General features: G+C 70.0%; 29 protein-coding genes. All 29 read left to right on the top strand.

The annotated features are described in order from the left end of the window. The 29 genes from CCN44_RS18315 (at position 1) to CCN44_RS18180 (ending at position 23025) form a co-directional block, all read left to right on the top strand. On the top strand, positions 1-2046 hold the full coding sequence (locus tag CCN44_RS18315; protein ID WP_086698276.1) for a hypothetical protein: 2046 nt from the start codon (positions 1-3) through the stop codon (positions 2044-2046). A gap of 223 nt (positions 2047-2269) precedes the next feature. Then, positions 2270-2626 (top strand): hypothetical protein, encoded by a 357-nt coding sequence (locus tag CCN44_RS18310; RefSeq protein WP_059253261.1) that lies wholly within the window; start codon positions 2270-2272, stop codon positions 2624-2626. A 38-nt stretch (positions 2627-2664) separates the two neighbouring features. Further along, positions 2665-2847 carry a hypothetical protein gene (locus CCN44_RS18305; protein ID WP_059253263.1) on the top strand — a complete coding sequence of 61 codons (183 nt, stop codon included), beginning with the start codon at positions 2665-2667 and terminating at the stop codon, positions 2845-2847. Positions 2848-2935: 88 nt separating this feature from the next. Beyond that, positions 2936-3403, top strand: coding sequence for a DUF6197 family protein (locus tag CCN44_RS18300; RefSeq protein WP_086698275.1), 468 nt, complete (start codon positions 2936-2938; stop codon positions 3401-3403). Between the two features lie 9 nt (positions 3404-3412). Next, the gene (locus tag CCN44_RS18295; RefSeq protein WP_059253267.1) at positions 3413-3631 is read left to right on the top strand and encodes a hypothetical protein; all 219 of its coding nucleotides are present in this window, start codon (positions 3413-3415) and stop codon (positions 3629-3631) included. A 2-nt stretch (positions 3632-3633) separates the two neighbouring features. Next, entirely contained in the window at positions 3634-3939 is a 306-nt protein-coding gene (locus CCN44_RS18290; RefSeq protein ID WP_059253269.1) for a DUF7739 domain-containing protein, read from the top strand. A 157-nt stretch (positions 3940-4096) separates the two neighbouring features. Next, positions 4097-4339, top strand: coding sequence for a hypothetical protein (locus CCN44_RS18285; RefSeq protein WP_086698274.1), 243 nt, complete (start codon positions 4097-4099; stop codon positions 4337-4339). Between the two features lie 135 nt (positions 4340-4474). Then, the gene (locus tag CCN44_RS18280) at positions 4475-5068 is read left to right on the top strand and encodes a hypothetical protein (protein ID WP_086698273.1); all 594 of its coding nucleotides are present in this window, start codon (positions 4475-4477) and stop codon (positions 5066-5068) included. A gap of 19 nt (positions 5069-5087) precedes the next feature. Beyond that, positions 5088-5372: an HNH endonuclease gene (locus CCN44_RS18275; RefSeq protein ID WP_086698272.1), complete on the top strand. Its 285-nt coding sequence runs from the start codon at positions 5088-5090 to the stop codon at positions 5370-5372. Between the two features lie 6 nt (positions 5373-5378). Beyond that, positions 5379-5816, top strand: a complete 438-nt coding sequence (locus CCN44_RS18270; protein WP_086698271.1) for an AAA family ATPase — start codon at positions 5379-5381, stop codon at positions 5814-5816. 161 nt (positions 5817-5977) lie between these two features. Further along, positions 5978-6271 (top strand): hypothetical protein, encoded by a 294-nt coding sequence (locus tag CCN44_RS18265; RefSeq protein ID WP_237480821.1) that lies wholly within the window; start codon positions 5978-5980, stop codon positions 6269-6271. Between the two features lie 13 nt (positions 6272-6284). Then, positions 6285-7733: a terminase gene (locus CCN44_RS18260; RefSeq protein WP_086698270.1), complete on the top strand. Its 1449-nt coding sequence runs from the start codon at positions 6285-6287 to the stop codon at positions 7731-7733. Further along, a complete protein-coding gene (locus CCN44_RS44450; protein ID WP_158103114.1) occupies positions 7727-7900 on the top strand; it encodes a hypothetical protein in 174 nt (57 codons plus the stop codon). The genes CCN44_RS18260 and CCN44_RS44450 overlap by 7 nt, the downstream gene beginning before the upstream one ends. Further along, complete coding sequence (locus CCN44_RS18255; protein WP_086698269.1) at positions 7897-9156, top strand: phage portal protein; 1260 nt, start codon at positions 7897-7899, stop codon at positions 9154-9156. Before CCN44_RS44450 ends, CCN44_RS18255 begins: the two co-directional genes overlap by 4 nt. Continuing rightward, positions 9143-9889, top strand: a complete 747-nt coding sequence (locus CCN44_RS18250; protein WP_086698268.1) for an HK97 family phage prohead protease — start codon at positions 9143-9145, stop codon at positions 9887-9889. The genes CCN44_RS18255 and CCN44_RS18250 overlap by 14 nt, the downstream gene beginning before the upstream one ends. A 64-nt stretch (positions 9890-9953) precedes the next feature. Beyond that, on the top strand, positions 9954-11228 hold the full coding sequence (locus tag CCN44_RS18245; protein ID WP_086698267.1) for a phage major capsid protein: 1275 nt from the start codon (positions 9954-9956) through the stop codon (positions 11226-11228). A 41-nt stretch (positions 11229-11269) separates the two neighbouring features. Next, the gene (locus CCN44_RS18240) at positions 11270-11656 is read left to right on the top strand and encodes a hypothetical protein (protein ID WP_086698266.1); all 387 of its coding nucleotides are present in this window, start codon (positions 11270-11272) and stop codon (positions 11654-11656) included. Further along, positions 11656-11883 (top strand): hypothetical protein, encoded by a 228-nt coding sequence (locus tag CCN44_RS18235; protein ID WP_086698265.1) that lies wholly within the window; start codon positions 11656-11658, stop codon positions 11881-11883. The genes CCN44_RS18240 and CCN44_RS18235 overlap by 1 nt, the downstream gene beginning before the upstream one ends. Before the next feature lie 3 nt (positions 11884-11886). Further along, entirely contained in the window at positions 11887-12537 is a 651-nt protein-coding gene (locus CCN44_RS18230; RefSeq protein ID WP_086698264.1) for a hypothetical protein, read from the top strand. 81 nt (positions 12538-12618) lie between these two features. Continuing rightward, positions 12619-13371 (top strand): hypothetical protein, encoded by a 753-nt coding sequence (locus CCN44_RS18225; RefSeq protein WP_237480825.1) that lies wholly within the window; start codon positions 12619-12621, stop codon positions 13369-13371. Beyond that, entirely contained in the window at positions 13368-13832 is a 465-nt protein-coding gene (locus CCN44_RS18220) for a hypothetical protein (protein WP_086698262.1), read from the top strand. The genes CCN44_RS18225 and CCN44_RS18220 overlap by 4 nt, the downstream gene beginning before the upstream one ends. Positions 13833-13857: 25 nt before the next feature. After that, positions 13858-14079 carry a hypothetical protein gene (locus tag CCN44_RS18215; RefSeq protein ID WP_086698261.1) on the top strand — a complete coding sequence of 74 codons (222 nt, stop codon included), beginning with the start codon at positions 13858-13860 and terminating at the stop codon, positions 14077-14079. Positions 14080-14082: 3 nt separating this feature from the next. Beyond that, positions 14083-15069, top strand: a complete 987-nt coding sequence (locus tag CCN44_RS18210) for a phage tail tube protein (RefSeq protein WP_086698260.1) — start codon at positions 14083-14085, stop codon at positions 15067-15069. Positions 15070-15076: 7 nt separating this feature from the next. Beyond that, the gene (locus tag CCN44_RS18205; protein ID WP_086698259.1) at positions 15077-15589 is read left to right on the top strand and encodes a hypothetical protein; all 513 of its coding nucleotides are present in this window, start codon (positions 15077-15079) and stop codon (positions 15587-15589) included. A 13-nt stretch (positions 15590-15602) separates the two neighbouring features. After that, entirely contained in the window at positions 15603-16112 is a 510-nt protein-coding gene (locus tag CCN44_RS18200) for a hypothetical protein (RefSeq protein ID WP_086698258.1), read from the top strand. Between the two features lie 130 nt (positions 16113-16242). Beyond that, positions 16243-19611 carry a hypothetical protein gene (locus tag CCN44_RS18195; RefSeq protein WP_086698257.1) on the top strand — a complete coding sequence of 1123 codons (3369 nt, stop codon included), beginning with the start codon at positions 16243-16245 and terminating at the stop codon, positions 19609-19611. Between the two features lie 9 nt (positions 19612-19620). Further along, positions 19621-22071 carry a LamG domain-containing protein gene (locus CCN44_RS18190; protein WP_086698256.1) on the top strand — a complete coding sequence of 817 codons (2451 nt, stop codon included), beginning with the start codon at positions 19621-19623 and terminating at the stop codon, positions 22069-22071. A 9-nt stretch (positions 22072-22080) separates the two neighbouring features. Further along, the gene (locus CCN44_RS18185) at positions 22081-22530 is read left to right on the top strand and encodes a hypothetical protein (protein WP_086698255.1); all 450 of its coding nucleotides are present in this window, start codon (positions 22081-22083) and stop codon (positions 22528-22530) included. A gap of 3 nt (positions 22531-22533) precedes the next feature. Further along, entirely contained in the window at positions 22534-23025 is a 492-nt protein-coding gene (locus CCN44_RS18180) for a hypothetical protein (protein ID WP_086698254.1), read from the top strand. Positions 23026-23044 lie beyond the last annotated feature (19 nt).

The raw sequence follows: 23044 nt of genomic DNA, 5'->3' as shown, positions 1-23044 counted from the left end.
ATGGCTACCCCGCTGCCTGAGGAGCGTCCGCCGCTGACGCTCGTGCCGCCGATCGCCGAGACGCCCGTTTTCAAGGACGAGCCGGCCGACCGGAAGCCGGTCGCCTCGATCCGCACGATCGCCGAGCGCACCAACCAGATCGCCTCCCTGGCCCTGCTGCCGCACACCTTCCGCGGCTACCGGGAACTCGGCCGGCGGTGGCTGGACCGCTACCACAACCACTACCCGCAGTTGATCGCCGACGCCGACCAGGCCGTCCGTGACGCGGCCGGCGACGTCGGCCAGGCCGCCCACTTCAAGAAGCTGGCCGACGGCTACCGCGACGACTACAAGGAGCACCGGAAGGCCTTCGCGACGAAGACCGCGATCACAGCTGGCGCGGTCGCCGGCGGGGTGAGTTTCGGCGCCGTCACCGGCAGCCTCTGGATCGACCTGCTTGCCGGGCTCGGCGCCTGGGGCCTGGGCGCGTTCCACGGCCGGACCCGCCCCCAGCCCGGCGCGGTCGAGCTGCCCCAGGACCCGGCCGCCCCGCGGGACGAAGCCCGGATTCGCGGCGAAGCCGACCTGATCACCGCGCTCGTCAAGGCCAGCATCATCTCCGAAGCGCAGCGCGACGAGACGCACGTCGTCGGCATCGTCCAGCCCGCCGGACCGGGCTGGACGGCCACGATCGAACTGCCCCGCGGCATGAAGGCCGCCGCTGCCACGTCCCGCGCCGAAGAACTCGCCTCGGCACTGCGAGTGAAGAAGTCGCAGGTCGAGATGCGCGCCGACACCTCCGAGGACGGCCACGAAGGGCAGGTGGTGCTGTGGGTGGCGAACGAGCCCAACCCCTACGGGGGCAAGCCGATTCCCTCGCCGTTGCTCACCGCGGACCGCCTCGACTTCTGGCAGTACGGCGTGCCGCTGGGCACCGACGCCCGCGGCGGCCGGCACGTCCTGGAGCTGGTGTGGTGCTCCATCCTGCTGGGCGGTCTGCCCGACTACGGCAAGTCGTTCCTGGCTCGCCTGGTGGCGGCAGCCGCCGCCCTGGATCCGTCCGTGACTGTCCACGTGGCCACCGGCAAGGCCGGCCCGGACTGGGCCGCCACCAAGCAGATCGCTCACTCCTACGTAGCGGGCAACACTCCTGAGAAGGTTCTCGCAGTTCTGGACCTGCTGAACTCGCTGATTGCGGACATGCAGGAGATCGGCGAGCGCCTGGAGCAGCTGTCCGAGGAGCACCCGGAGCAGTGCCCCGAGGGCAAGCTCACTCCGGAGCTGGCGGAGTTGTGGAAGCGCGGCCTGACCCTGCTGATCATGGACGAATTGCAGGAGCTCCTGGACGCAGCCGCCATGATGAAGATCAAGACGGACGACGACCCGGACAGCAAGGACCGCGGGCGCAACGGCAAGGAAGTCCTCGTCGAGACCATCGCCCGGTACGTCCGTGTCAGCCGGTACGCAGGCGGCATGGCCCTGCTCATCACCCAGCGCCCCGACGCCACCAGCGTGCCGACCCTGCTGCGCGACGTGTGCCGAAAGCGCGCCTGCTTCCGGGTCAAGGGCGCTGCCAGTTCCCGGATGGTCCTCGGCGATGACGCCGTGGCCGCTGGTGCGGCGCCGCACATGCTGCTCGACGCGCAGAAGGGCGTCGTCGTCCTCGACCAGGGCGGCGAGGAGGGCCACGTCACCCTCAAGACCGACTTCATGACGATCCCCGAGTTCCGCGAGATCTGTCTGCGCGGTCGGCAGCTGCGCATCGACGCCGGCACGCTGACCGGGTTTGCCGCGAAGTACGGCACGGCCGGTCGGGCGACCGAGGGCGGCGAACTGCTCGCCGACTGCATCGCCGTCCTTGATGCCGACGGAGTGGACCGGGCCCGCACCAAGCGGCTCGTCGAGCTGCTGGCCGCCCACCGCCCGGACCTCTACCAGAACCTGACCGAGACGGATTTGCAGGCCCGGCTGCGCGCGGCCGGTGTGGGCGGAACCCGGAAGCTGGGCCCACTCGACGGGCTGGCGAACCCGAACGGCTACTTCCGTGAGCAGCTCGCCGGGAAGTAGGGCAAATCACCCGGTCGTCGCCCGGTCGGCGCGTGGTCTCGTACCAGTATGACCCGGTATGCCGCCCGGTCGGACGGAGACCCGGCCCGGTCGGGCGACCAGGGCGTCGGAGGCTCGACCGGGTGACATACCACCGCAAAAGTCTCACCGACCGGGCGCCTACCACCCGACAGACCACCCAAAGCATGACAAAGCAACCTTCACCCGAGACAGGAGATCATTCATGGCCGGACGTACCTGGGAGCCCACCAAGAAGGGCGCCAAGGACCTCGACCGCTGGCTCAGCAAGGGCAAGACCGTCTACACCATCCGCAAAACCGCGAAGAACATCGCGCCCTACGAGGCCGACGAACTGTACGCCGCCCACACCTTCGACTGGCGGTCCCCGATCACCGGCCACTGGATGACCGGCCACCTCTCCGCCGAAGGCCTCCTCTCCCAGGAAGGCACCGTCTACGAGAAGAAGCCGGACATGCGCGAGATCGGCACGCCTGGACCGCAGGTCGCCGGCCCCACCTCTCAAGGAGTTCTCGACCGGCTCCGCCGTGGCGACCGCGCCAAGGCCAGCAGCCGCCGATAGACCCTCCGGACCGCCAACCCAACCAGAAGGAGATCGCCATGCAGTACAAGCACAAGTCCGTCCGCGACTACGTCGCCGCGAAGAAGCGCGGCGACCGCCAGGCGACCGACCGCATCGTTGCCGAGGTCACCGCACGCTTCAACACCAGGCAGACCGACGGCAGTGAGGCCGCCGAACTCCTCGAAGCGACCATGGCCGTCAAGTTCGGCGAAGGCGCATAGCGCCGCCGGGGCGCCCCTCGAAGCCTGCCAGCAACCCAGGGGCGCCCCGCCACTCATCCACACGTCACCGCGCAGAGAGCCCACCCACATGACCACGATCACCGCCCCCACGACAAGCCCGCCCCGAGCCCTGACCATCGACGAGCGGCTCGCGCTCGCCGCGCTCGCCGTCGACGCCCGCATCACCACCACCCCGGTCGACCTGGACGACGTCATCCGCCTCCCCGTCACCACCCCGCTCCCGGCCGGACCCTGCCCGTACCGGACGCCGCTCGCCGCGCTCCTCCACCGGGCCTGGGTGCGGATCGAGACCGTCGGCTGGTGCCGGGACGCCCTTTTCGACGAGTCCGGTGCCGTCTGCCCGATCCGCGCGATCCGCCTCGAAGCCGACAGCCCCCGGCAGGCCGACGAGGCCTGCTTCATCCTCCTCGAAGCGATCAAGCGTCACTGGCAGGCCGAGACGATCCCGTCCTGGAACGCCCAGCAGACCAGCAGCGCGCCCGTGCTCCTCGCCTTCGACCGCGCCGCCAACCTCGCCCACAGCCGCAACCTCTAGGAGATCGCCATGCCCATCAGCCAGTACGAGCTCGACGTGTACGCCGCCGAGAACGAGCACCTCGCCGCGTTCCGGCGAGCACAGGCCAACCTGCACGAGCACACGGCCAAAGAAGCCGCCGCCGGCATCACCCACGAGACACCCGAGTACCTGCGCCTCAACCAGGCCGTCATCGACGCCGCGAAGCGGCTTCCGAAGCGGCTCCGGTACCTCGCCAAGGAGGTCTGACCATGGGTATCAGCATCAGCCACGGAGGGCCGTCCAACCCGCCATCCGCCACGGCGATCAGCAACCTCGGCCAGCACCTGGCCCACACCCTCAACAGCAGGGAGTGGAGGGAGATCGCCGACCTTTTCGATGGGACCCTCGACGACGTCGCCAGCATCCCGCCCCGCCAGGCTGGCCGCATCGGCGACCTCCTCCACAAGGCCGCCCAGCACCGGCTCATGCCCGCCGACTGGGGCAGCCTCGCCACCGAGATCGGAGACGCCGCCCGCCGGGCCGCCCGCTCCCGCCAGAACTGGGAATGGACGTGAAGGCAAGACCACCCAGTAACACGGGCCTGTAAGCGTCTTGCTTGACCTGCCGATCACCGGTATGTCACAGTGCCCCCAGGGCAGGACACGTGTGCCCGCAAGCATCTAGGCCCCCAGCAGCTGCCGGGGGCCTTTCGCATGCCCGGGGGAGGCCACGATGGACGTCACCGAGCTGTACCCCGACGACCTCGTCTACGAGCACGAAGCCACCGCTGCAACCGGCGTCCCCGGCCCCGTCATCCGGCAGTGGGCCCGGCGTGGCAAAATCCGCCGGTTCGAAGGCGACGGCCGGCTCACCGGCCAAGGGCACGAGTACAAGACCATGTACGCCCTGCCCGAGATACAGCAGCGAGCCGCTACCTACCGGCCCATGCCGCAGCGCCGACCCAAGGCCGCCTGATCGTCCCGCCGTCCGCTCTCCGTCCCGGGCGGTGGGACTTTACTTATGTGGGTCACAACACGGCCACATCACCTTCACGAGCGTCCCCCGCAGCGCATGATGCCCCCTCAGCACCACGTCGTCCTTGGGGGGACCATGCGCGCCCGTACAGCTGCCTGTGCAGCCCTGCTCATCGCCGCCACCGCAACTGCCTGCAGCAGCGGCAGCACCGACCAGAAGGCGGCCACCAAGCCCGCGGTGAAGGCCAGCAGCACGCCCACCGCCGCAGCGTCGGCGAAGACCGCCGGCAGCCCGCTCCGGCTCGGCGCCGGGCACCACTGGTCGGACACTGACCTGGACGGCAGCCACATCAGCGGCACCACCACCGTCCTCAGCTACAGCCAACCCGCGCCGGGCGTCCACCTTGAGCAGGCGCTGTCGGACTTCCCCCACCCCGAGTGGGCCATCATCGAGGTCAAGGTGTGCGCCGACCGCACCAGCTCCAACGTGCAGGTCAGCCAGACCCCTTGGAAGCTGGGCTTCCCCGACGACACCCAGCTGCAGGTGCCCGGTATCAGTGGTGCCGGCATCCCGAAGCCGGAGTACCCGATCGAAGGCACCCTGGTGCAGCCGGGTCGCTGCCTGCGCGGGAAGATCACGCTGAGCGTAGAGAAGGGCACCCGACCCAACGAGATCATCTACGCCGTGCAGGGCCGTGACCCGATTATCTGGACCGTGCCCAAGGCCTGACGGCAGGGAGGTGGCGCCCGTGGCCGGCAACCCCCGCAACGGGCGCCGTTACCGCCGCCTCGTCGACTGGCTCCGCGCCCAGCACCTGCCCTGCTGGATCTGCGGCCACAACATCGGCTACGAGCTGGACGCCCGGCATCCGCTCTCGTTCACGCTCGACCACGAGCAGCCGCTCTCCCGCGGCGGATCGCTGCTCGATCCCGCCAACGCCCGCGCCGCGCACCGACGCTGCAACTCCAGCCGCGGCAACCGGGCGCGGCCGTCGCAGAAGGTGGCACCTCAGCGGGCCTCACGGAGGTGGTGACGCAGCGTGCTGTACGTCGTCACCGGCCCGCCGGCCGCGGGCAAGTCCAGCTGGATCCAGGCGCACGCTACAGCCCGTGACATTGTCATCGACCTGGACCTCATCACCCGTGCGCTGTCCGGCCCGGGTGCGCCGGCGTGGAACCAGGATCCGCTGCAGCTCCGTGTCGCTCACCGTGCGCGGTACGCCGCTATGGACGAGGCGTTCGCGCTACGTGACAAGGTCGATGTCTACCTGATCCACACCATGCCGAGTGCCAAGGCTCTCGCGAAGTACAAGCGGCTGGGCGCGCGCATCGTGGCCGTGGACCCGGGGCGTGAGGTGGTCATGCAGCGGATCGAGGCCATGCGTGATCCGGATATGCAGAGGGTGGCGACGAGGTGGTATCGGCAGCGGCCGACGCTGTCACGGGCTGCGATGCCGCAGACTTCCCGCCCTTGGTGATCTTCGGCGCGGGGGAGGGCTGGGTCAAAAGTTCCGAAGGTAACCGGGCGACCCAAACGCCCTTGTCGCCCGATTTTTTGCGCGGCGATTTTTCAAGATCTATTCGCGTGAACTCGGTTCGACCATTTTAGTGGCCGTCACTCTGGGTGACGTCACTCTGGGTGACGGCGGTGGTGATCATGACGGTGGCCGACAGGATCATCGCCGAGCTGGAAGAGCTTCACGCCGAAGAGACTTCACCGGGAATGGCGGCCGTGGCCCGCAGCCTCGCCAGGGCCATCGACGCATCCGACGCTCCCACCGCGAAGGCGGTTGTGGCCCGCGAACTCCGCTCGATCATGGCGGACCTCCGCAAGCTCGCCCCTGTCGGGGAGGAGGGGGACACGGTCGATGACATCACTCGCCAGCGAGAGAAGCGCCGGGCCGCAGCCAGAGAGCAAGCCGCCGGCGGATGACGACGGCCGCGTCGTGGGCTGGCAGCAGCCGCCCATCGAGACGGTGCCGCCCTCTGCAACGAGCGCGGGCCAGGAGGCCATCGATCTGGCGGCACGAGCGGGCCTTGAGCTGGACCCGTGGCAGCAGTACGTCCTGCGGCAGGGGATGGGCGAGAAGCCGGACGGCTCGTGGGCAGCGTTCGAAGTCGCGGTCAACGTGCCGCGGCAGAACGGCAAAGGCGGGGTGATCGAAGCCCGTGAGCTGTGGGGGCTGTTCATCGGCGGCGAGCGGCTGATCCTGCACAGCGCGCACGAGTTCAAGACGGCGAAGAACGCCTTCAAGCGGATCGAGCGCCTGATACGCGGATGCCCTGACCTGCACAAACGCGTCAAGGCGTACAGATACACGGTCGGCGAGGAGTCGATCGAGCTGCACTCGGGGCAGATCCTGCGGTTCATCGCCCGATCGAAGGGCTCGGGCCGTGGCTTCACCGGCGACTGCAACATCCTCGACGAGGACATGATCCTCGGTGATGAGGCGATGGACGCGCTGCTGCCGACGATGGCGGCTGTGGCCAACCCTCAGATCTGGTATCTGGGCAGCGCCGGCATCGGTCCCCTGTCGGTGCAGCTGGGCCGGCTCCGGCGACGCGCGCTCGCTGCGATCGAGGCGGGCACACCGGACCCGTCCCTGGCCTACTTCGAGTGGTCGGCCGACCTGCATCTGGACGAGTGCCCGCAGGGCTGTACGGCCCACGACGACGCAGCCTCCGACGAGGCGGTCCTGAAGGCCAACCCGGCGATCGGCTACCGCCTGACCCTGGAGAAGGTGGCGAACGAGCGGATGACGCTGAGCCGCGACGGCTACGCCCGGGAGCGGCTCGGCGTGGGTGACTACCCGTCCGACTCGGCGGACACCTGGCAGGTCATCGGTGAGGAGGCGTGGCGGGCGCTGGCCGCCGCAGAATCTGCTCCCTCGGATCCGGTGGCGTTCGCCGTCGACATGACGCCGGAGCGGTCGCACGCGGCGATCGCGGTGGCGGGCGAGTGGCGTGGCGGCACACACGTTGAGGTGGTCGATCACCGACCGGGCACGGGCTGGATCCTGGACCGGGCTGCGGCGCTGCATGAGAGGTGGAGGCCCCGCTGCTGGGTGGTGGACGCGGCCGGGCCAGCCGGATCGCTCATCGCCGATCTGCAGGAGCGGCTCGGCGTCGAGGTCGTTCAGCCGCGCGGCCGTGATGTGGCCGCGGCCTGCGGTCAGTTCTTCGACGCGGTGTCCGAGCAGACCCTGTCCCATCTCGATCAGGCGCCGCTCGCGGCGGCTTTGGCGGGTGCGCAGAGGCGCCCGCTGGGGGATGCGTGGGCGTGGGCCCGCCGCATCGTCTCGGTCGACATCAGCCCGCTCGTGGCCGCGACGCTGGCGAAGTGGGGGCTGGGTGCCGAGGTGGAGGAGCCGGAAGGGGCGCCGAACCTGTGGTGAAGGCCAAGCATGCGGCGTGGGTGGTGCTGGAGGTCGTGTGCCTGCTGTGCGCCGTGGCGGGGGTAGCGCTGGTGTACCTGCCGGCGGCCCTGATCGTGGGCGGTGTGGCGGGCGTGGTGTGTGCTGAGCGGGCGACGGCCGACCGTGGCGGGGGGAGGCGGCGGTGAGTCTCTTCGGGCTGTTCGAGCGGCGTGCCACAGTGGAGTCGCCGCAGGTGCCGCTGACGGCGGCTTCGCTGACGACCCTGCTGAACGGGGTGTCGGCGGAGGCGGGCGTGGCGGTGACGGAGACGAGCGCGTTGCACATGCCGGCTGTGTGGCGGGCCGTGTCGGTGATCGCCAACGTGTCGGCGGCTCTGCCTCTGCACACGTACCGGATGAACTCAAAGGACCGGGTGTCGGTGCGGCTGCTGGACGATCCGCACCCGGAGCTGACCCGCTTTGAGCTGTGGCGTCTCATCTACGTGCACCGTCTGCTGTGGGGGAACGCCTATGTGCAGAAGGTGCGTAACAACGCCGGGGCGGTGGCGCAGCTGTGGCCGATCCGGCCGGAGCGGGTGAGGGTCGACCGTGAGAGGCCGAGCGAGGACAACCCGTCGGGCAAGGTCTTCTGGATCAACGATGACAGTGGCGGGGTGCACCGCAGGACACCGCGGGAGATCCTGCATCTGCCGGCCCTGGGATATGACGGGGTGACGGGCTGTTCACCGATCCGCGCGGCGGCTGAGGGTATCGGGCTGGGGCTGGCGGCGGAGAGGGCGGCGGCGAAGCTGTACGGCTCCGGCAACATGATCAGCGGCGTGCTGCAGACCGAGCAGCGGCTGAACCGGGAGCAGGCCGAGCAGTTGAAGGCGGCCTGGAAGGCGAAGCTGTCCGGGGTGCAGGCGGCGCACGACATCGCGGTCCTGGACTCCGGGGCCAGTTTCCACCCCGTGACGATGCCGTACAAGGACTCGCAGTTTCTGGAGTCCCGGCAGTTCCAGGTGGTCGAGGTGGCCCGCATGTTCGGCGTGCCGCTGTTCCTGCTGATGGAGACGCAGAAGTCCACCTCGTGGGGGACTGGCCTGGAGCAGCAGGCCCAGGGCTTCGTCACGTGGGATCTGGCACCCACCTGGCTGACGCCGACGGAGCAGCGCGTGAGCAAGGAGCTGCTGCCCGCGACGCAGTACGCCAAGTACCAGCTGGGCGGCCTGCTGCGCGGCGACTCGCAGGCGCGGGCCGTGTTCTACCGGGCGATGCGCGACACGGGCGCGTTCTCCGCGAACGACATCCGCGATTTGGAAGAACTCCCGCCGATCGAAGGCCCTGAGGGCTCCATGTACCTGCAGCCGATGTCCATGGCCCCTCTGGGGTCCGATCCGACTGCGACCGGCGACGCTACCGATGATTCACCGCAGGAAGGCGGCGAGGATGACCAGGATTGAGGAGCGGCGTGACCTCGCCCTGGCCGTGGCCGGGGTGCAGCTGCGTGCCGCAGAAGACGAGCAGAAGGTCCGCGGCTTCGCTGGGCACGCCGCGGTATTCAACCAGCGCACAGCGATCGGCAACCCCCTCACCTGGGGGTTCTACGAGGAGATTGCGCCGGGCGCCTTCAGCAAGACCCTCTCCGAGGGGGACGCCCGCTTCCTCATCGACCACGACACCCGGCTGGTCGTCTCCCGCGTATCGGCCGACTCTCTGCGCCTGTCGCAGGACAAGACGGGCCTCGCCGTCGACTCCGACCTGGACGCGCGCCTGTCCTACGTCGCCGACCTCATCGTGAATCTGGAGAACCGGAACATCACCGGCATGAGCTTCGGGTTCCGTACCGTGAAGGACGACTGGGAGACGGTCTCCGTCGAGACGTCCGAGGGTGATGTGGAAGCGGAGTTGCGCATCATCCGCGAGGTGCAGCTGTTCGAGGTCAGCGCTGTCACCTTCCCCGCCTACGAGGGCACGGACGCCGCACTGCGGTCCGTCGGCGCCGCGCTTGCCGCCCGCGGGGACGCGGACGCTTTCGACCGTCGGGCCGGACTGCGGCCCGAGCTGCTCAACTTCCGACCCGAGCCGGCCAAGGCCACTCGGGCCAGCGACGCAACCCAGCCGGGAGAGACCACTGGGGGCCGTCAGGCGATGCGCATGAAGGCGCTCGCCGCTCGCTACCGCCTGGCGCGGTAGCCGCTCTCACACCCATCCCTCAGCCCCTGCCGGCCGGCACGGGGCTACTCGTGCTGGAGGCACCATGCCCACCCTGCAGAGCCTGCTCGACAAGCGGGCCACCGCCTGGGACAAGGCCCAGGAATTCCAGAGCCGCGCCGCCTCGGAAGAGGAGATGTCCGCCGAGGACCATGCCGCGTGGGACGCGGCGCTCGCCGACGTCGAGCGGCTGTCCGCGGACATCGAGCGCGAGGAGCGCCACCAGCGCGCCGAGCGCCTCGCGGCCGTCGACTACACCAAGGTCATCGACGGCCGCGGCGACACCCCGGAGGAGGAAGAAGCCCGCGAGCGCCACGGCGGCGCGGAGGGTGTCGAGGCGTACAACAACGCCTGGCGGTCCTGGCTGCGCGGCGGCACACAGGACCTCTCCTCCGAGGAACGCAGCGTGCTGCGCACCGGCTGGGTCGACGGCAAGGAGCTCCGCGCCCAGGGTGTCGCGACCGGCGCGGCCGGCGGCTACGTCGTCCCGCCCGCCTTCCGGGCGAAGATGGTCGAGACGATGAAGTTCTACGGCGCCATGCGCCAGGTCGCCGAGGTCATTACCACCGAGTCCGGGGTGACGCTGCCGTGGCCGACGAACGACGACACCGGCAACGTCGGCGCGATCCTCTCGGAGAACACACAGGTCACCGAGCAGGACATCACTCTCGGCCAGCAGGACATCGGCGCGTACATGTACACGTCGAAGCTCGTGCGGGTCTCCCTCCAGCTGCTGCAGGACTCCGTCCTGGACTTCGAGAACTGGCTGGCCCGCAAGCTCGGTGAGCGTATCGGCCGCATCCAGAACACGCACTTCACCACCGGCACCGGCACCGGCCAGCCGGAGGGCGTGCAGACCAACGCGGTCATCGGCAAGACCGGCGCCACCGGCCAGACGACGACGGTCACCTACGACGACCTCATCGACCTGGTGCACTCCGTTGACCCTGCCTACCGCAACAGCGGGCGCGTGCAGTTCATGCTGGCCGACTCGACCCTGGGAGCTGTCCGCAAGCTGAAGGACGGCCAGAACCGGCCGCTGTGGCAGCCCTCCGTCCAGGCGGGCGTCCCCGACCAGGTCCTCGGCTACGGCTACGTCGTCAACCAGGACATGCCGGCGATGGCCGCCAACGCGAAGAGCATCCTGTTCGGTGACTTCTACGCCGCCTACGTCATCCGTGACGTCGAGGACATCCAGACGCTGCGTCTGTCCGAGCGCTATGCGGACTTCCTACAGGTCGGCTTCCTGTCGTTCGCGCGCGCCGACGGCACTCCGCAGGACACCGCCGCTGTCCGCGCCTACCGCAACTCCGCCACCTGATCCAGGCGAGCGCCGCCCGATTCTCACAGGAAGGATGCCTCATGGCGACCACCCCGAAGAAGGAGACCCCGACGGACGCCGGGGTGCTGCAGAACACGCCGTCGCCGGCCGCGGCCGAGCACGGCGACCACGACCGCATCGTCATGGCCTCCCGCAAGCCGGACGGCTCGATGGACCAGATCCGCCCCGAGTTCATCGGCGACAAGGACATCGTCCTCACGGCCGCCAAGGGGCAGCTGGCGCAGCAGGCGGCCTCGGCCGTCGACGTGGCAGCGCGCGGCGCCGTCGTCACCCCGGAGGGAACCGGTTCGTCGGAGCCCGACGAGGAAGTCAAGAAGCTGAAGGACGCCCAGGAAGAGGCCGTGCAGGCGGCCGAGTCCCAGGCCGAGCGCGAGGTCAGCCGCCTGCACAAGGGGCTGGGTGCCTGATGGCTCGGATCCGCATGCTGACCAGCGTTGCGGGCGCCGGGTTCTCCTGGGATGCCGGGCAGGAGATCGACCTGCCCGGCGCCGAGGCCGCGAAGTGGGCGGACGGGGTACGCGCCGAGTTCGTCCGGGACGAGCCCCCCGAGACTCCTGAAGACCAGGGCGGACTCGAAGCGACTGACCGCCGCGCTCCCGCTCGCCGCAAGCAGCGGCCCGCCCGCGAGGGATGAGTCGTGCCGGCGTTCGGGCTGCTGCTGGACGACTTCGACGACGGCGTCCGAGACCCGGTGCGGTGGTCGGGCTCGTATGGCGCGGTCAGCGAGGCCGGCGGCCGGGCCAGGGTGCCGGTCAGTACGGGCTTCTCTGGGTACGCCTCCGCCCCGCAGTACACGCTGGCCGGGGCGCAGGTCGCTTGCCGCGTGTATCCGCCGGCAGTGGGCGGCGCCGCGAGCGAGGCGCGGGCGGAGGTCTTCGTCATCACCGCGGTCGGTGGTACGGACGCCGGCTTCAGTCTCAACGCGGTCACCGGTGAACTGGCCTGCCTGCTGCGCAGCGGCTACTACGATCCGGCACCGGTCACGGTCGTCTACTCCTCGACCGCGCACGCCTGGATGCGTCTGCGTGAGGTGAACGGCTCGCTGCACTGGGACGTCAGCGCGGACGCCGGTACGTGGACGACGCTGCGCACGGCAGCGTCCCCGGCGTGGGCGGCGGGCACCGATCTGGCGGTGGTCCTCGCCGGGCACCGCGACAGCGGCACGAACGATTTCGCCGAGTTCGACAACTTCAACATCGTCCGGCCCGGCGAGCTGCGCCCGCTCCAGCGTGGCCTCGCCGGGCCGGGCCCCAACCCGCGCACCGCATCCACGGTGAGAGGGGGCTGAGTGAGCTACGACCTGGGCGATGTCGTTCCCCTTGGGACCACGGTTCGGGACGCCTCTGGGGCGCTCGCGAACGCCGGCCAGATGGCGCTGACCATCACCCTGCCGGACAACACGACCGTCACCGTCTCGCCGGTCACGCCGACATCCACGGGCACCTACGCCTACGACTACGCAACCAGCCAGGCCGGGCGGCACACGGTGCGCTGGCTCGCCACCGGGGTCAACGCCGGCGCCTATACAGACGTGTTCGACGTCCGGCCGGCCGCACCCCCCATGCTGTTCTCCCTGGCCTCGGCCAAAGCCAAGCTGGACATCCCGGCGACCAGCACCTCGGACGACGAAGAGCTGCGAGAGTTCATCGAGGCGACCACCCAGTGCGTGGAGTTCTTCGTCGGCCCCGTGGTGCGCCGCACCGTGCAGCAGGTCGTCGGCGGGCGCCGTGCGGTGTGGGCGCTGCACACGACGCCCGTGCTGTCCGTCACGGCCATCACGGCGCTCCAGACGGGGCAGCAGACCGTCGACGCAGCCACCTTGGACATCGACAGCAGCACGGGCATCCTGACGCGCACCGACGGCTGCTGGTTCCCGTGCGGCGACTACCGCGTCACCTACACCGCGGGCCGGACCTTGGTCCCGCCGAACGTATCCCTCGCAGCAAAACTGATCTTGCAGCACATGTGGCGCACCAACTACGGAGCCGCCCGCGGACTGTCCGGGATCGGCGGAGGCGAGGACTTCTCCGTCACCGAGCCCATCCCCGGTCTCGGGTACGCGATCCCCAACCGGGCGTTGCAGCTCCTGCAGGGCAGCCAGCAGGCGGTGGGGCTCGCATGATGACCTCCCGCGTCCCCGCGGCCGTCGACGCGCTGCTCACGATTCTGCGAGCAGCCGCAGGGCTGTCCGACGTGGACATCGTGGACGGGCCCACCGCCCTCAACCTCACCCGGCTCAAGCGCATCCATGTGGGCTGGCAGCCCGGCGCCGAAAGCGCCGTGGCCCTGGAGCAGTCCTTCAACGCGGCCGGGGCCCGCACTCGCGACGAGGTGTTCCAGATCGCCTGCTACGCCGAGGCCCGCGCCGGCGACAGGGAGATGAAGGCGCGCCGTGACGAAGTGTTCGCCCTTGTCGGCGAGGTGGAGACCGCGCTGCGCGCCACCAGCGCGGCACCGATGGCTCCGACCCTGAACGGCACGGTGCTGTGGGCGCACCTGACCGCCGGCGACCTGACCCAAGCGCAGGCAGAGGGCAGTGCTGCGGGACTCGCTTTCACGGTGACCTGCCAGGCCCGTATCTGATCCACAGCAGCAGAGGAGTACAGCCATGGCGCGTGTGCGCTTCATCGGGCCGGAGCCGGTCACCGTGCCCGAACTCGGCGGCCGGACCGTCGAGCCGGATGAGGTGGTGGAGGTCCCGGACGACCGGTTCGACGGCTACGTCTGCCAGACCACGAACTGGGAGTCCGTCGAGGAACCCAAGGCCGGGGACGAGGCGCCGGTGGCGCCGCTGAAGAAGACCGCGGCTCGGCCGCAGAAGGAGGGCTGACCGATGGCGATCGGATCGGGTCTCGGCGCGCAGCTGGGCATCGCGGCCGAGAGCACCTACGGCACGTTCGTGGCGCCGACGAAGTTCCTGGAGTTCACCAAGGAGAGCCTGGCTCTGAAGAAGACGACGGCGCAGAGCACCGGCATCGCGTCCGGCCGGCTGATGGCGCTGTCCGCCCGGCGCGTGGTGACGCGCAAGGAGGTGTCCGGGTCGATCGACCTGGAGGTCACCAACAAGGGCCAGGGCCTGCTGCTGCAGGCGCTGATGGGTACGAGCGTCACCCCGGTGCAGCAGGGCGCCACGGCCGCCTACCTGCAGACCCACACCCTGGCGGACACCGCGGGCAAGTCGCTCACGGTGCAGAAGGGTGTGCCGCTCACCTCGGGCACGGTCACGGACAAGACGTTCCTGGGCTGCAAGGTCACCAGCGCGGAGTTCTCCTGCGAGGTCGGCGGCATGCTGACCGCCACCTACGAGTTTGACGGCAAGGACTGCGACGAGACTCAGACGCTGGCGGCCGCGTCGTACAGCAACATGAGCCCGTTCCACTTCGGGCAGATGGCCGTCAAGTCCGGCACCTTCGGTGCGGAGACCGCGCTGGACGGCATCCGCAAGGTCAGCGTGAAGATCGAGCGCCCGCAGGACACCGAGCGTTTCTACGCCAACCAGGCGGCGTTGAAGAAGGAGCCGATCACCAACGACCTCGTGCGGATCACCGGCACGCTGGAGACCGACTACGTCTCCACCGCCTTGGACGACCTGCACACCAGCGACGCGGCCACCAGCCTGGTGTGGGAGTTCGTCGGGCCCAACATCGCCAGCACGTACTTCGAGACGTTCCGGATCACCCTCGCCGCGGTGAAGCTGGACGAGGGTCCGCCGGTCGTGGACGGTTACGGCGTCGTCAAGCCGACGTTCAACTTCACGGCGCTGTACGACGGCGCGAACCTGCCGAAGATCGAGTACATCAGCACCGACACCGCGCTGTGAGCGGGCCGTGACCCGCGAGGTGCGCATCCTCAACACCGGCAGCCTGATCGAACTGCAGCGGCGCCTGCGGGCCGCCGGTGGGGAGAACATCCGCAGCAGCATGCAGCGCCGCATCCGGCGCGCCGCCGAGCCGCTGCGCGATGACCTGCAGGCCGCCATCCGGGGCCTGGCCCTCACCTCGGAGGGCCGTAAGGCCGGGAAGCGCGGCGGGCCCTCGCCGACCACCCGCCCGCTGCGGGCCTCGATCGCCGCGGCCATCCGTATCTCCGTCCGCAACACCGGCAATCCCGGCGCCCGGGTGTGGCTGGACCGCTCGCTACTGCCGCCCGACATCACGGCCGGGCTGGTGAACCAGATCAACGACGGCAGGGTCCGGCATCCCGTGTTCGGCAACCGCCGCCGCTGGGCGCAGCAGAACGCCACCCCCTTGTGGTGGGACAAGACCGTGCGGCAGCACACCCCCCGCATGGAGCGCGAGGTCGCCCGCGTCCTCGATGACGTGCGCCGCAAACTCACCTGACCTGGAGCATCAGATGATCGTTTCCTACACGCACGACGACGGCACCGTGGAGCAGGTCTCCACCGACGAGCTGTCCACCGTGGAGTCCGCCGCGATCGAGAAGGTCACCGGCATGGACTGGGCGGCGGTGGAGCGGGCGCTGCGCGTGCAGGACCCCACCGCCATGCGCGCCGTGCTGTGGACGCACCGCAAGCGCGCCAACCCGCCGCTGCGGTTCTCCGACTTCGACGTCCCCGCGTGGAAGCGCCGACTCAAGGCGCGGCTGGAACGCGAGGAGATCGAGGAGATCGTGGAGGAGCTGCTGCGCGACGACGACAGCGAACAGGCCCAAGGCGAGGCGCTGCACTACCTGCGGAAGTTCGCTCACGACCCGGCCGACGTGGACGCCGTGTGGGCCGACGCCACCGGCCCAAAAGGCAACGTCCTCGCCGCGGTCCCCAGCCCGGCCGTGACGCCGGCCGACTCGCCCAGCTCTTCGACGGACGCCGACTGGGCGACCTCTTCGACGAGCACTGGTGCCTGATCGCGCACCTCCTCCACATCGGGCCTGACCAGCTCGGGCAGTTCCCCCGGCACCGCTTCCTCCAGGCCGTCGCCTGGGTCGACCACCACCAGGCCGAACAGGCCAGAGCAGCAGCTGCAGGAGGTGAGTGATGGCCGGGCAGCGGATGACCTTCACGCTCGACGGACGCGACGACCTGTCCCGAGTCCTGAACAGCGCGGGTGACAGCGCCGCCCGGATGCAGCAGCGCCTGGACGACGCAGCGTCCCGGTCGTCCACGTCCCTGCGCAACCTCGCCCGGGACGCCGACGGGCGGCTGCGGTTCGCGTCCGGCGCGATTGTCCGCGCGGCCGGTGACGCGGGGGACGCCCTGACGACGCTCGGCGACGACGCTGAGCGCGCGTCCCGGCGCATCGTGGACGGGGCCGACGACGCTGATGACAGCCTGCGGCAGGTCGCCGACAGCGCCGACGACGCCGGCGACACGGTGCGGCGGTCGCTGCGGGACCGCATCGGTGACGCGGCGGACCGCGCCAGGGGCAAGCTGGAGTCGCTCAGCCGCGGCGCCAGCCGGTTCGCGGCGATCGCGTCGGGCGGTCTCGGGGTCCCGGCCGCTGTTGCCGGAGTCGGTGTCCTGGCCGCCTCCCTGGTGTCCGCCGGCGCGGCGACCGCCGCGTTCAAGCTGGCCGTGGTCCCGCAGATGGAGGCGGTCACCAAGGTGACCGACGCCTACACCGCGGCGCAGGAGGCGCAGGCCGAGGGCGGCGAGGCGGCGGCCAAGGCGCAGAAGGAGTACAAGCGGCAGCTGGACAGCCTGCCGCCGGCGTCCCGCGCGGTGGCGAAGTCGCTGATCGGGCTGAAGAACGACCACCAGAAGTGGTCGGATTCGCTGTCCAAGGACACCATGCCCGTGTTCGTCAAGGGCATCGAGCTGGCCCGCAAGGTGCTGCCGCACTTGACGCCGCTGGTGAAGACCGCGTCGGCCGCGTTCGGCGGGTTCCTCGATGACCTGAGCCGCAAGGCCGAGGGCGGCGGCCTGGACCGGTTCATCGGCCGCGTCGACCGCGCGGCGAAGGAGACGCTGCCTGACCTGCTCCGCTCGGGCCGCAACGTCTTCATCGGGCTGGGCGGCATCATCGACGCCTTCCTTCCCAGCGAGGGCAAGCTGTCCGACGGGATCGAGGACGCCACCAAGAAGTTCGCCGAGTGGGGCCAGGGCCTGAAGGACAGCGAGGGCTTCGAGAAGTTCATGGACCTGGCCGACCGGTCCGGTGACGCGCTGGGCAAGATGGCCACCGCCGGCGCCAACCTGCTGATCGCGCTCGGCCCGGCAGCGGGGATCACTGCCGGCTTCGTCGGAGTCATCGCCGACTTGATCAACAAGGCGCCGCCGGAGGTGCTGCAGGGGATCGCCACGGGGATGCTCGCCATCAAGCTGGCCACGCTCGGCATCAACGGCGCGATGGCGCTGATGAACGCCAACCCGGTCGTGCTGGCGGCAGCAGCCGTCGTGGGCCTGGGCGTCGTGCTGGCGCTGGCCTGGAAGAGGAGCGAGCGGTTCAGGGACATCGCGACCCGGTCGTTCACCGTGGTCGGGCAGGTGATGCTCGGCCAGATCCGGGTGATGCTGCTCGGGATGAAGTCCTTCTCGGACGCCTCCCTCGGCATGATCGTCTCGATCGCGGAGGCCGCCGAGGGCACCCTGGGGAAGATCCCCGGCATCGGCGACAAGGTGAAGGGGCTGGCCGAGACCGCGCGGGGGTTCCGCGACGACACCAGCGCCTACTTCACCGACGCCCTCGGGAAGGTCGACGCCTACTCCGAGGGCCTGAATCGGCTGCCGAAGGACATCAAGTTCAAGGGCGAGATCTCCGACCTGGACGCGAAGATCCGGACCGCCCAGCAGAAGGTCGACTCGCTGAAGCAGAAGCGCAAGACCGCGGTCGGCGCCGACAAGGCCGAGCTGGACACCAAGGTCGCGCAGGCGCAGGCGAAGCTGGACAGCCTGAAGCAGAAGCGGGCCGCGAAGATCGCCGCATCCGACGAGGCCAGCGGCAAGATCTCCTGGGTCCAGCGGATGCTGAACAACGTCAACGGCCGCGTGGCCACCGTGACGGTCCAGGCGAAGACGGCCGGCCTGATGGCGGCACGGGCCGCTATCGCCGCTCTCGGCGGCATGCCCTTTGCCACCGGCGGCCTGGTGCGCCGCTTCGCCGACGGCGGCCCGACAGGGCTGGTACGCGGCCCCGGGACGGCGACGTCGGACAGCATCCCGGCCCTGCTGTCGAACGGCGAGTACGTCATCAAGGCGGCCTCGGTCCGTAAGTACGGCACCGGTCTGCTCGACGCCATCAACTCGGGCCGCTACCAGGCGGCGGCAGGCGGAGCCGGCGCGGCCGTGGCGGCGGGCCTCGCCCAGGGGATGACCGGCAGCACCAGCGCTGTGACCCTCGCCGCCCGGTCCATGGCCGCCGCGGTCGTCCTCGGAATCAAGACCGAGCTGCAGATCGCCAGCCCCTCGAAGAAGACCCGCGCCCTGGCGCTCGACGTCGGCAAGGGCTTCATCGCCGGCCTGACCGGCTCCCGCGACAAGATCAAGGCGGTGGCCAAGGACCTCGCCACCGACATCAAGGCGGCGTTCTCCGGCAGGAAGGAGTCGCGCCTGCTCGCGATGGTCGCCCGGGAGACCAAGAAGCTGGACGAGTACGCCTCCAAGCGCGACAAGATCGCAGCGAAGATCAAGGAGGCCAAGGCGTATGCGTCCGACCTGACGAAGAACGCCCGCGGACAGGCGGGCCTGTCCGCCCTCGGCATGTCCCCGGAGGAGGTCACCGCCGGCGGCATCCAGGGCGGGCTGCAGTCCAAGCTCGCGCAGATCAAGAGGTTCTCTTCGTACATCTCCACGCTGGCCAAGAGGGGCCTGTCCAAGTCCCTGATCAGGCAGATCCTCGACATGGGCCCGATCGACGGCTACGCCTACGCCTCCGCGCTGGCCGGCGCCGACAAGGCCACCTTCAACGCGGTCAACGCCGCCCAGAAGTCGATCGACTCCGAGTCGACCAAGCTCGGCCGCAAGGGCGCGGACATCCTGTACGACAGCGGGAAGAACGCGGGCAAGGGGTTCCTGGCTGGGCTGGCCGCCCAGCAGAAGGACATCGAGCGCCTCATGGTGAAGATCGCCAAGGGCATGGAGAAGGCGATCAAGAAGGCGCTGGGGATCCGCTCGCCGAGCACCGTCATGGCCCGGCTCGGTGCCTTCTCCACTCAGGGCCTGGCCCGCGGCCTGGTCGACGGGCTGCCGCACGTCGACCGCGCCCTGGACACCGTCGTCGGCCGGGTCGCCTCGACCCGCCCCGTCGTCGGCCGCCCGGCCGCCGCAGCCAGCGGCGGGCAGGGCACCACCATCAACGTCACCATCAACGGCGCCATCGACCCCTACTCCACCGCCCGCGAGGTGGACAAGGTCATGGCGAAGTACAAGCGCGGGCGCGGCGGGGCGTCCTTCTCCTTCGCGACCTAGGAGGTCACCGTGCCGCTGCTGGTGGAGATGGGCTGGGGCGGGCTGATCCAGCTCCCGGCCACCATCACCTGGACGGACGTCACGCCCTACACCGACGTGGTGCGGGGCGTGACCATTACCCGAGGTGCAGCCGACGAGCTGTCCGAGACCCAGCCCGGCACGGCCACGGTGTCCTTCGACAACGCCGACGGCCGGTTCACCCCGTACAGCGCGGCGTCGCCGTACTACCCCTACGTGCGGCGCAACGCCCCGATCCGGATCTCGGTGGCGGTCATGCCGACCGTGTCCGGGTCGGCGCCCTACCCGCTCGCCATGCTCGGCGACGACTTCTCCACCGGCCAGGTCGACAGCAGCCGCTGGACGGTGAACACAGGCAGCGCCTTCGTGACCAACGAAGGCCGCCTGCGGATCCCGGTCAACCCAGGCGCCGACACCAACTTCACCACCGCGCGCACCTGGACGCTGGCCGGCAGCAAGCTCACCGCCAAGCTCGCGGCCGTACCCGCGCTGAACGGGTCCTCGAACTGCGCGGCGAGCATGTGGGTCACCTCCACCACCGCGGGCACGCGGCTCGGCTGGCGGTACGACGCGGGCACCGGGCAGCTGAGCGCCCAGTCCCAGGTCGGCTTCGCCGACGCCGGCGCCATCAACCTGACCTACAGCCCGATCGACCACGCCTGGATCCGGATCCGGGAGACCGGCACCTCGGTCATCTGGGAGACCTCACCCGACGGCTACGTGTGGACCAACCGGCGCGCGGCAACCACGCCCGCCTGGGTGACCAGCCAGACGCACGCCGTGGACTTCCCCACCACCCGCACCGGCGGCACGGCCGGCTACATCGAGTGGGACTACATCGGCGCCGAGGTCCGGCCCCGCTTCTACGGCATGGTCAACGAGTGGCCCGTCGCCTTCGAGGGCCTGAACAGCACCGTGACCGTGTCCTGCACGGACCTGTTCAAGTGGCTCAACCGGCAGCCCGCCCTGCGGAGCATGGCCGCCGAGGAGGCCCTCGCGTACAGCGAGCTGATCGCCTACTACCCGCTCACCGAGGACAGCGGGGCGACGAGCGTCGGTGACGTCTCCGGCGCGGGCGCCGGATCGCTGGCCGTCACCCAGGCCGGGTCCGGCGGCAGCCTCACCCTGGCTGCCGCCACGGGCCCGGCCGAGACCGGCGAGACCTTCCCGACGTTCGCGCCTGCTTCGGCGACGAACGGCAAGTACCTGACCGGGGACCTCGGCCAGGTCGCCGCCGACCAGATCGCCGAGAACTGGCCGATCCTGGAGGCGTGGCTCCAGACGACCACCACCGGGCGGGCCATCGTCGGAATCGCCTCGGCAGACCTGCAGTACCAGCACGTGCTGTCCATCGCCGCGGGCGGTGGCCTGCAGATCGAGTGGACCACCACCGGCGCCAGCACCCTCACCGTCGAGGCGCTGTCCGGGCCGACCACGATGGCCGACGGCAACTGGCACCACGTCGTCTACGACACGTTCCAGAACAGCGTGTGGGTCGACGGCGCCCTCGCCGACGGCACGATCAGCGCATCGTTCGGCTACGACCAGCGCGTCCTGCACATCGGCGGCTACCGCGGCACCCGGCTGTTCAACGGGTCCATCGGCCTGGTCGGCGTGTACGGCAGCTTCAACGCGGTCGACGCCGACATCGGCGCGCACTACGCCGCCGGCGCCACCGGCTACTCGGGCGAGACCGCGGACGACCGGATCCGGCGCCTGGCCTCCTACGCCGGGATCACCTCGGTCACCGTGGCCGGGACCGTCCACGATCCGATCGCCTCGCAGGGACCGGCCGGCAGCACCGTGGTGGCCCGCCTACGGGAGGTGGAGTCGACCGAGTCCGGCAAGCTGTTCGCGGCCCGCGACACCTACGGCCTCGTCTACCAGTCCCGCAGCCTGCGCTACAACCCGACGTCCGCAGGCGAGGCCTTCGCAATCGCCTACGCCGACCTGGAGACCCGTTCGGTGGAGCTGGCCGACGACGACCAGAAGCTGGTCAACGCGGTGGAGGCGTCCCGCCCGGGCGGGGCCACACAGCGAGTCACCGCGCCCAGCTCGATCCTGGCGTTCGGCCGGTACGAGCAGCAGCTGAACATCCTCAAGACCAGCGACAACTCGGTGCTGGACGCCGCCTACTGGCTGGTGTCCCGCTACGCCAACCCGAGCGTCGAACTGCGCGAGGTGCCGATCGAGGCCTCCACGATGTCCAGCTACCTGGCCATCCTCGCCGCCGACATCAGCAGCTACTTCTCCATCACGAGCCTGCCGAGCCAGGCGCCGGCCTCCTCGCTGCGGGTCACGATCGAGGGCTACACCGAGACCATCCGGCAGGGCAGCCACTCGATCCAGTTCCACACCAGCGCCACCACCACCGACACCGTGTGGGTCCTCGACGACGCCGTCTACTCCGTCCTCGACTCCACCACCCGCCTCGCCTACTAGGAGCACCGCATGCCCATCGCCGTCGTCCGGGCCGAGACGTTCTACCTGCCTCCGCCCCCGGAGCCCGCCGACGCCTGGGCGGACGTCCCGGCCGCGCTGCTGGTATGGCGCTGGTACGAGACCCGCATGGGCCGCCGCGTCTTCCCGCCGGCGGAGACCGAACTGACCGGGGAGAGCTACTACGCGCGGATCAACCAGAACCGGTGGATCGCCGACTGCAGCAGCTGCGGCTCCGCGGCGGTCGTCTCCCCGGCCGACCCCCGCTACGCCTGCACCCAGTGCAACTGGGGCTGGTGCGCGCTGATCTTCCCCGACGACGTCGCCGCGGTGGAGGCCAGCCTCATGGGGCTGAAGCCCGCTCTGCGGAACTGGTGGCACCCCGACGACCCGGCCAACCCGGACCGGCCGGTCCCCGAACCGGCGCCCGAGCCCGAGCCGGGCCCGCAGCTGGAGGTGTAGGCCGTGACGTTCGCTCCCCGTACCTGGGTCGTCGGCGAGACGGTCTCTGCTGTGATGCTCAACCAGGAGATCCGCGACCAGTTCAACAGCATGTTCGCCGCGTGGACGGTGTACGCCCCGACCTGGACAGCGAGCACCAACCCGAGCCTGGGCAACGGCACGTTGAACGGCAGGTATTTCAAGCTGGGCCGCCTGGTCGTTGCCGAAGTCACGCTGTTCCCCGGCTCCACCACCACCTACGGCAGCGGCAGCTGGGCGTTCTCCCTGCCCGTCACCTCCGCCACGAAGTCGACCACCTCGCTGGTCCTGGCCCGGATGTTCGACCAGTCCGCCAGCGCCAACTACCCGGGCAGCGGGCAGATCGGCTCGAACGACACAGCGGCCCGGTTCATCGCTGCCGCCGGCAACACCGCCAACGTGTCCGCGACCTCGCCCTTCACCTGGGCGGCCGGAGACGAGTGCCGCATCACCATGGTCTACGAATCCGCGTCCTGACCCCGCCCCCTCCCTGCCC

It is taken from the genome of Streptomyces tricolor, from assembly GCF_002155905.1.
In the GTDB taxonomy this organism is placed as follows: domain Bacteria; phylum Actinomycetota; class Actinomycetes; order Streptomycetales; family Streptomycetaceae; genus Streptomyces; species Streptomyces tricolor.
This window is presented reverse-complemented; position numbering and strand designations above follow the sequence as displayed.

Bases quoted from the DNA above. Each gene is read 5' to 3' on its own strand.
- CCN44_RS18315 (WP_086698276.1), top strand. From the start codon at position 1: ATGGCTACCCCGCTGCCTGAGGAGCGTCCGCCGCTGACGCTCGTGCCG.
- CCN44_RS18310 (WP_059253261.1), top strand. From the start codon at position 2,270: ATGGCCGGACGTACCTGGGAGCCCACCAAGAAGGGCGCCAAGGACCTC.
- CCN44_RS18305 (WP_059253263.1), top strand. From the start codon at position 2,665: ATGCAGTACAAGCACAAGTCCGTCCGCGACTACGTCGCCGCGAAGAAG.
- CCN44_RS18300 (WP_086698275.1), top strand. From the start codon at position 2,936: ATGACCACGATCACCGCCCCCACGACAAGCCCGCCCCGAGCCCTGACC.
- CCN44_RS18295 (WP_059253267.1), top strand. From the start codon at position 3,413: ATGCCCATCAGCCAGTACGAGCTCGACGTGTACGCCGCCGAGAACGAG.
- CCN44_RS18290 (WP_059253269.1), top strand. From the start codon at position 3,634: ATGGGTATCAGCATCAGCCACGGAGGGCCGTCCAACCCGCCATCCGCC.
- CCN44_RS18285 (WP_086698274.1), top strand. From the start codon at position 4,097: ATGGACGTCACCGAGCTGTACCCCGACGACCTCGTCTACGAGCACGAA.
- CCN44_RS18280 (WP_086698273.1), top strand. From the start codon at position 4,475: ATGCGCGCCCGTACAGCTGCCTGTGCAGCCCTGCTCATCGCCGCCACC.
- CCN44_RS18250 (WP_086698268.1), top strand. From the start codon at position 9,143: ATGACCAGGATTGAGGAGCGGCGTGACCTCGCCCTGGCCGTGGCCGGG.
- CCN44_RS18245 (WP_086698267.1), top strand. From the start codon at position 9,954: ATGCCCACCCTGCAGAGCCTGCTCGACAAGCGGGCCACCGCCTGGGAC.
- CCN44_RS18240 (WP_086698266.1), top strand. From the start codon at position 11,270: ATGGCGACCACCCCGAAGAAGGAGACCCCGACGGACGCCGGGGTGCTG.
- CCN44_RS18235 (WP_086698265.1), top strand. From the start codon at position 11,656: ATGGCTCGGATCCGCATGCTGACCAGCGTTGCGGGCGCCGGGTTCTCC.
- CCN44_RS18225 (WP_237480825.1), top strand. From the start codon at position 12,619: ATGGCGCTGACCATCACCCTGCCGGACAACACGACCGTCACCGTCTCG.
- CCN44_RS18220 (WP_086698262.1), top strand. From the start codon at position 13,368: ATGATGACCTCCCGCGTCCCCGCGGCCGTCGACGCGCTGCTCACGATT.
- CCN44_RS18215 (WP_086698261.1), top strand. From the start codon at position 13,858: ATGGCGCGTGTGCGCTTCATCGGGCCGGAGCCGGTCACCGTGCCCGAA.
- CCN44_RS18210 (WP_086698260.1), top strand. From the start codon at position 14,083: ATGGCGATCGGATCGGGTCTCGGCGCGCAGCTGGGCATCGCGGCCGAG.
- CCN44_RS18200 (WP_086698258.1), top strand. From the start codon at position 15,603: ATGATCGTTTCCTACACGCACGACGACGGCACCGTGGAGCAGGTCTCC.
- CCN44_RS18195 (WP_086698257.1), top strand. From the start codon at position 16,243: ATGGCCGGGCAGCGGATGACCTTCACGCTCGACGGACGCGACGACCTG.
- CCN44_RS18185 (WP_086698255.1), top strand. From the start codon at position 22,081: ATGCCCATCGCCGTCGTCCGGGCCGAGACGTTCTACCTGCCTCCGCCC.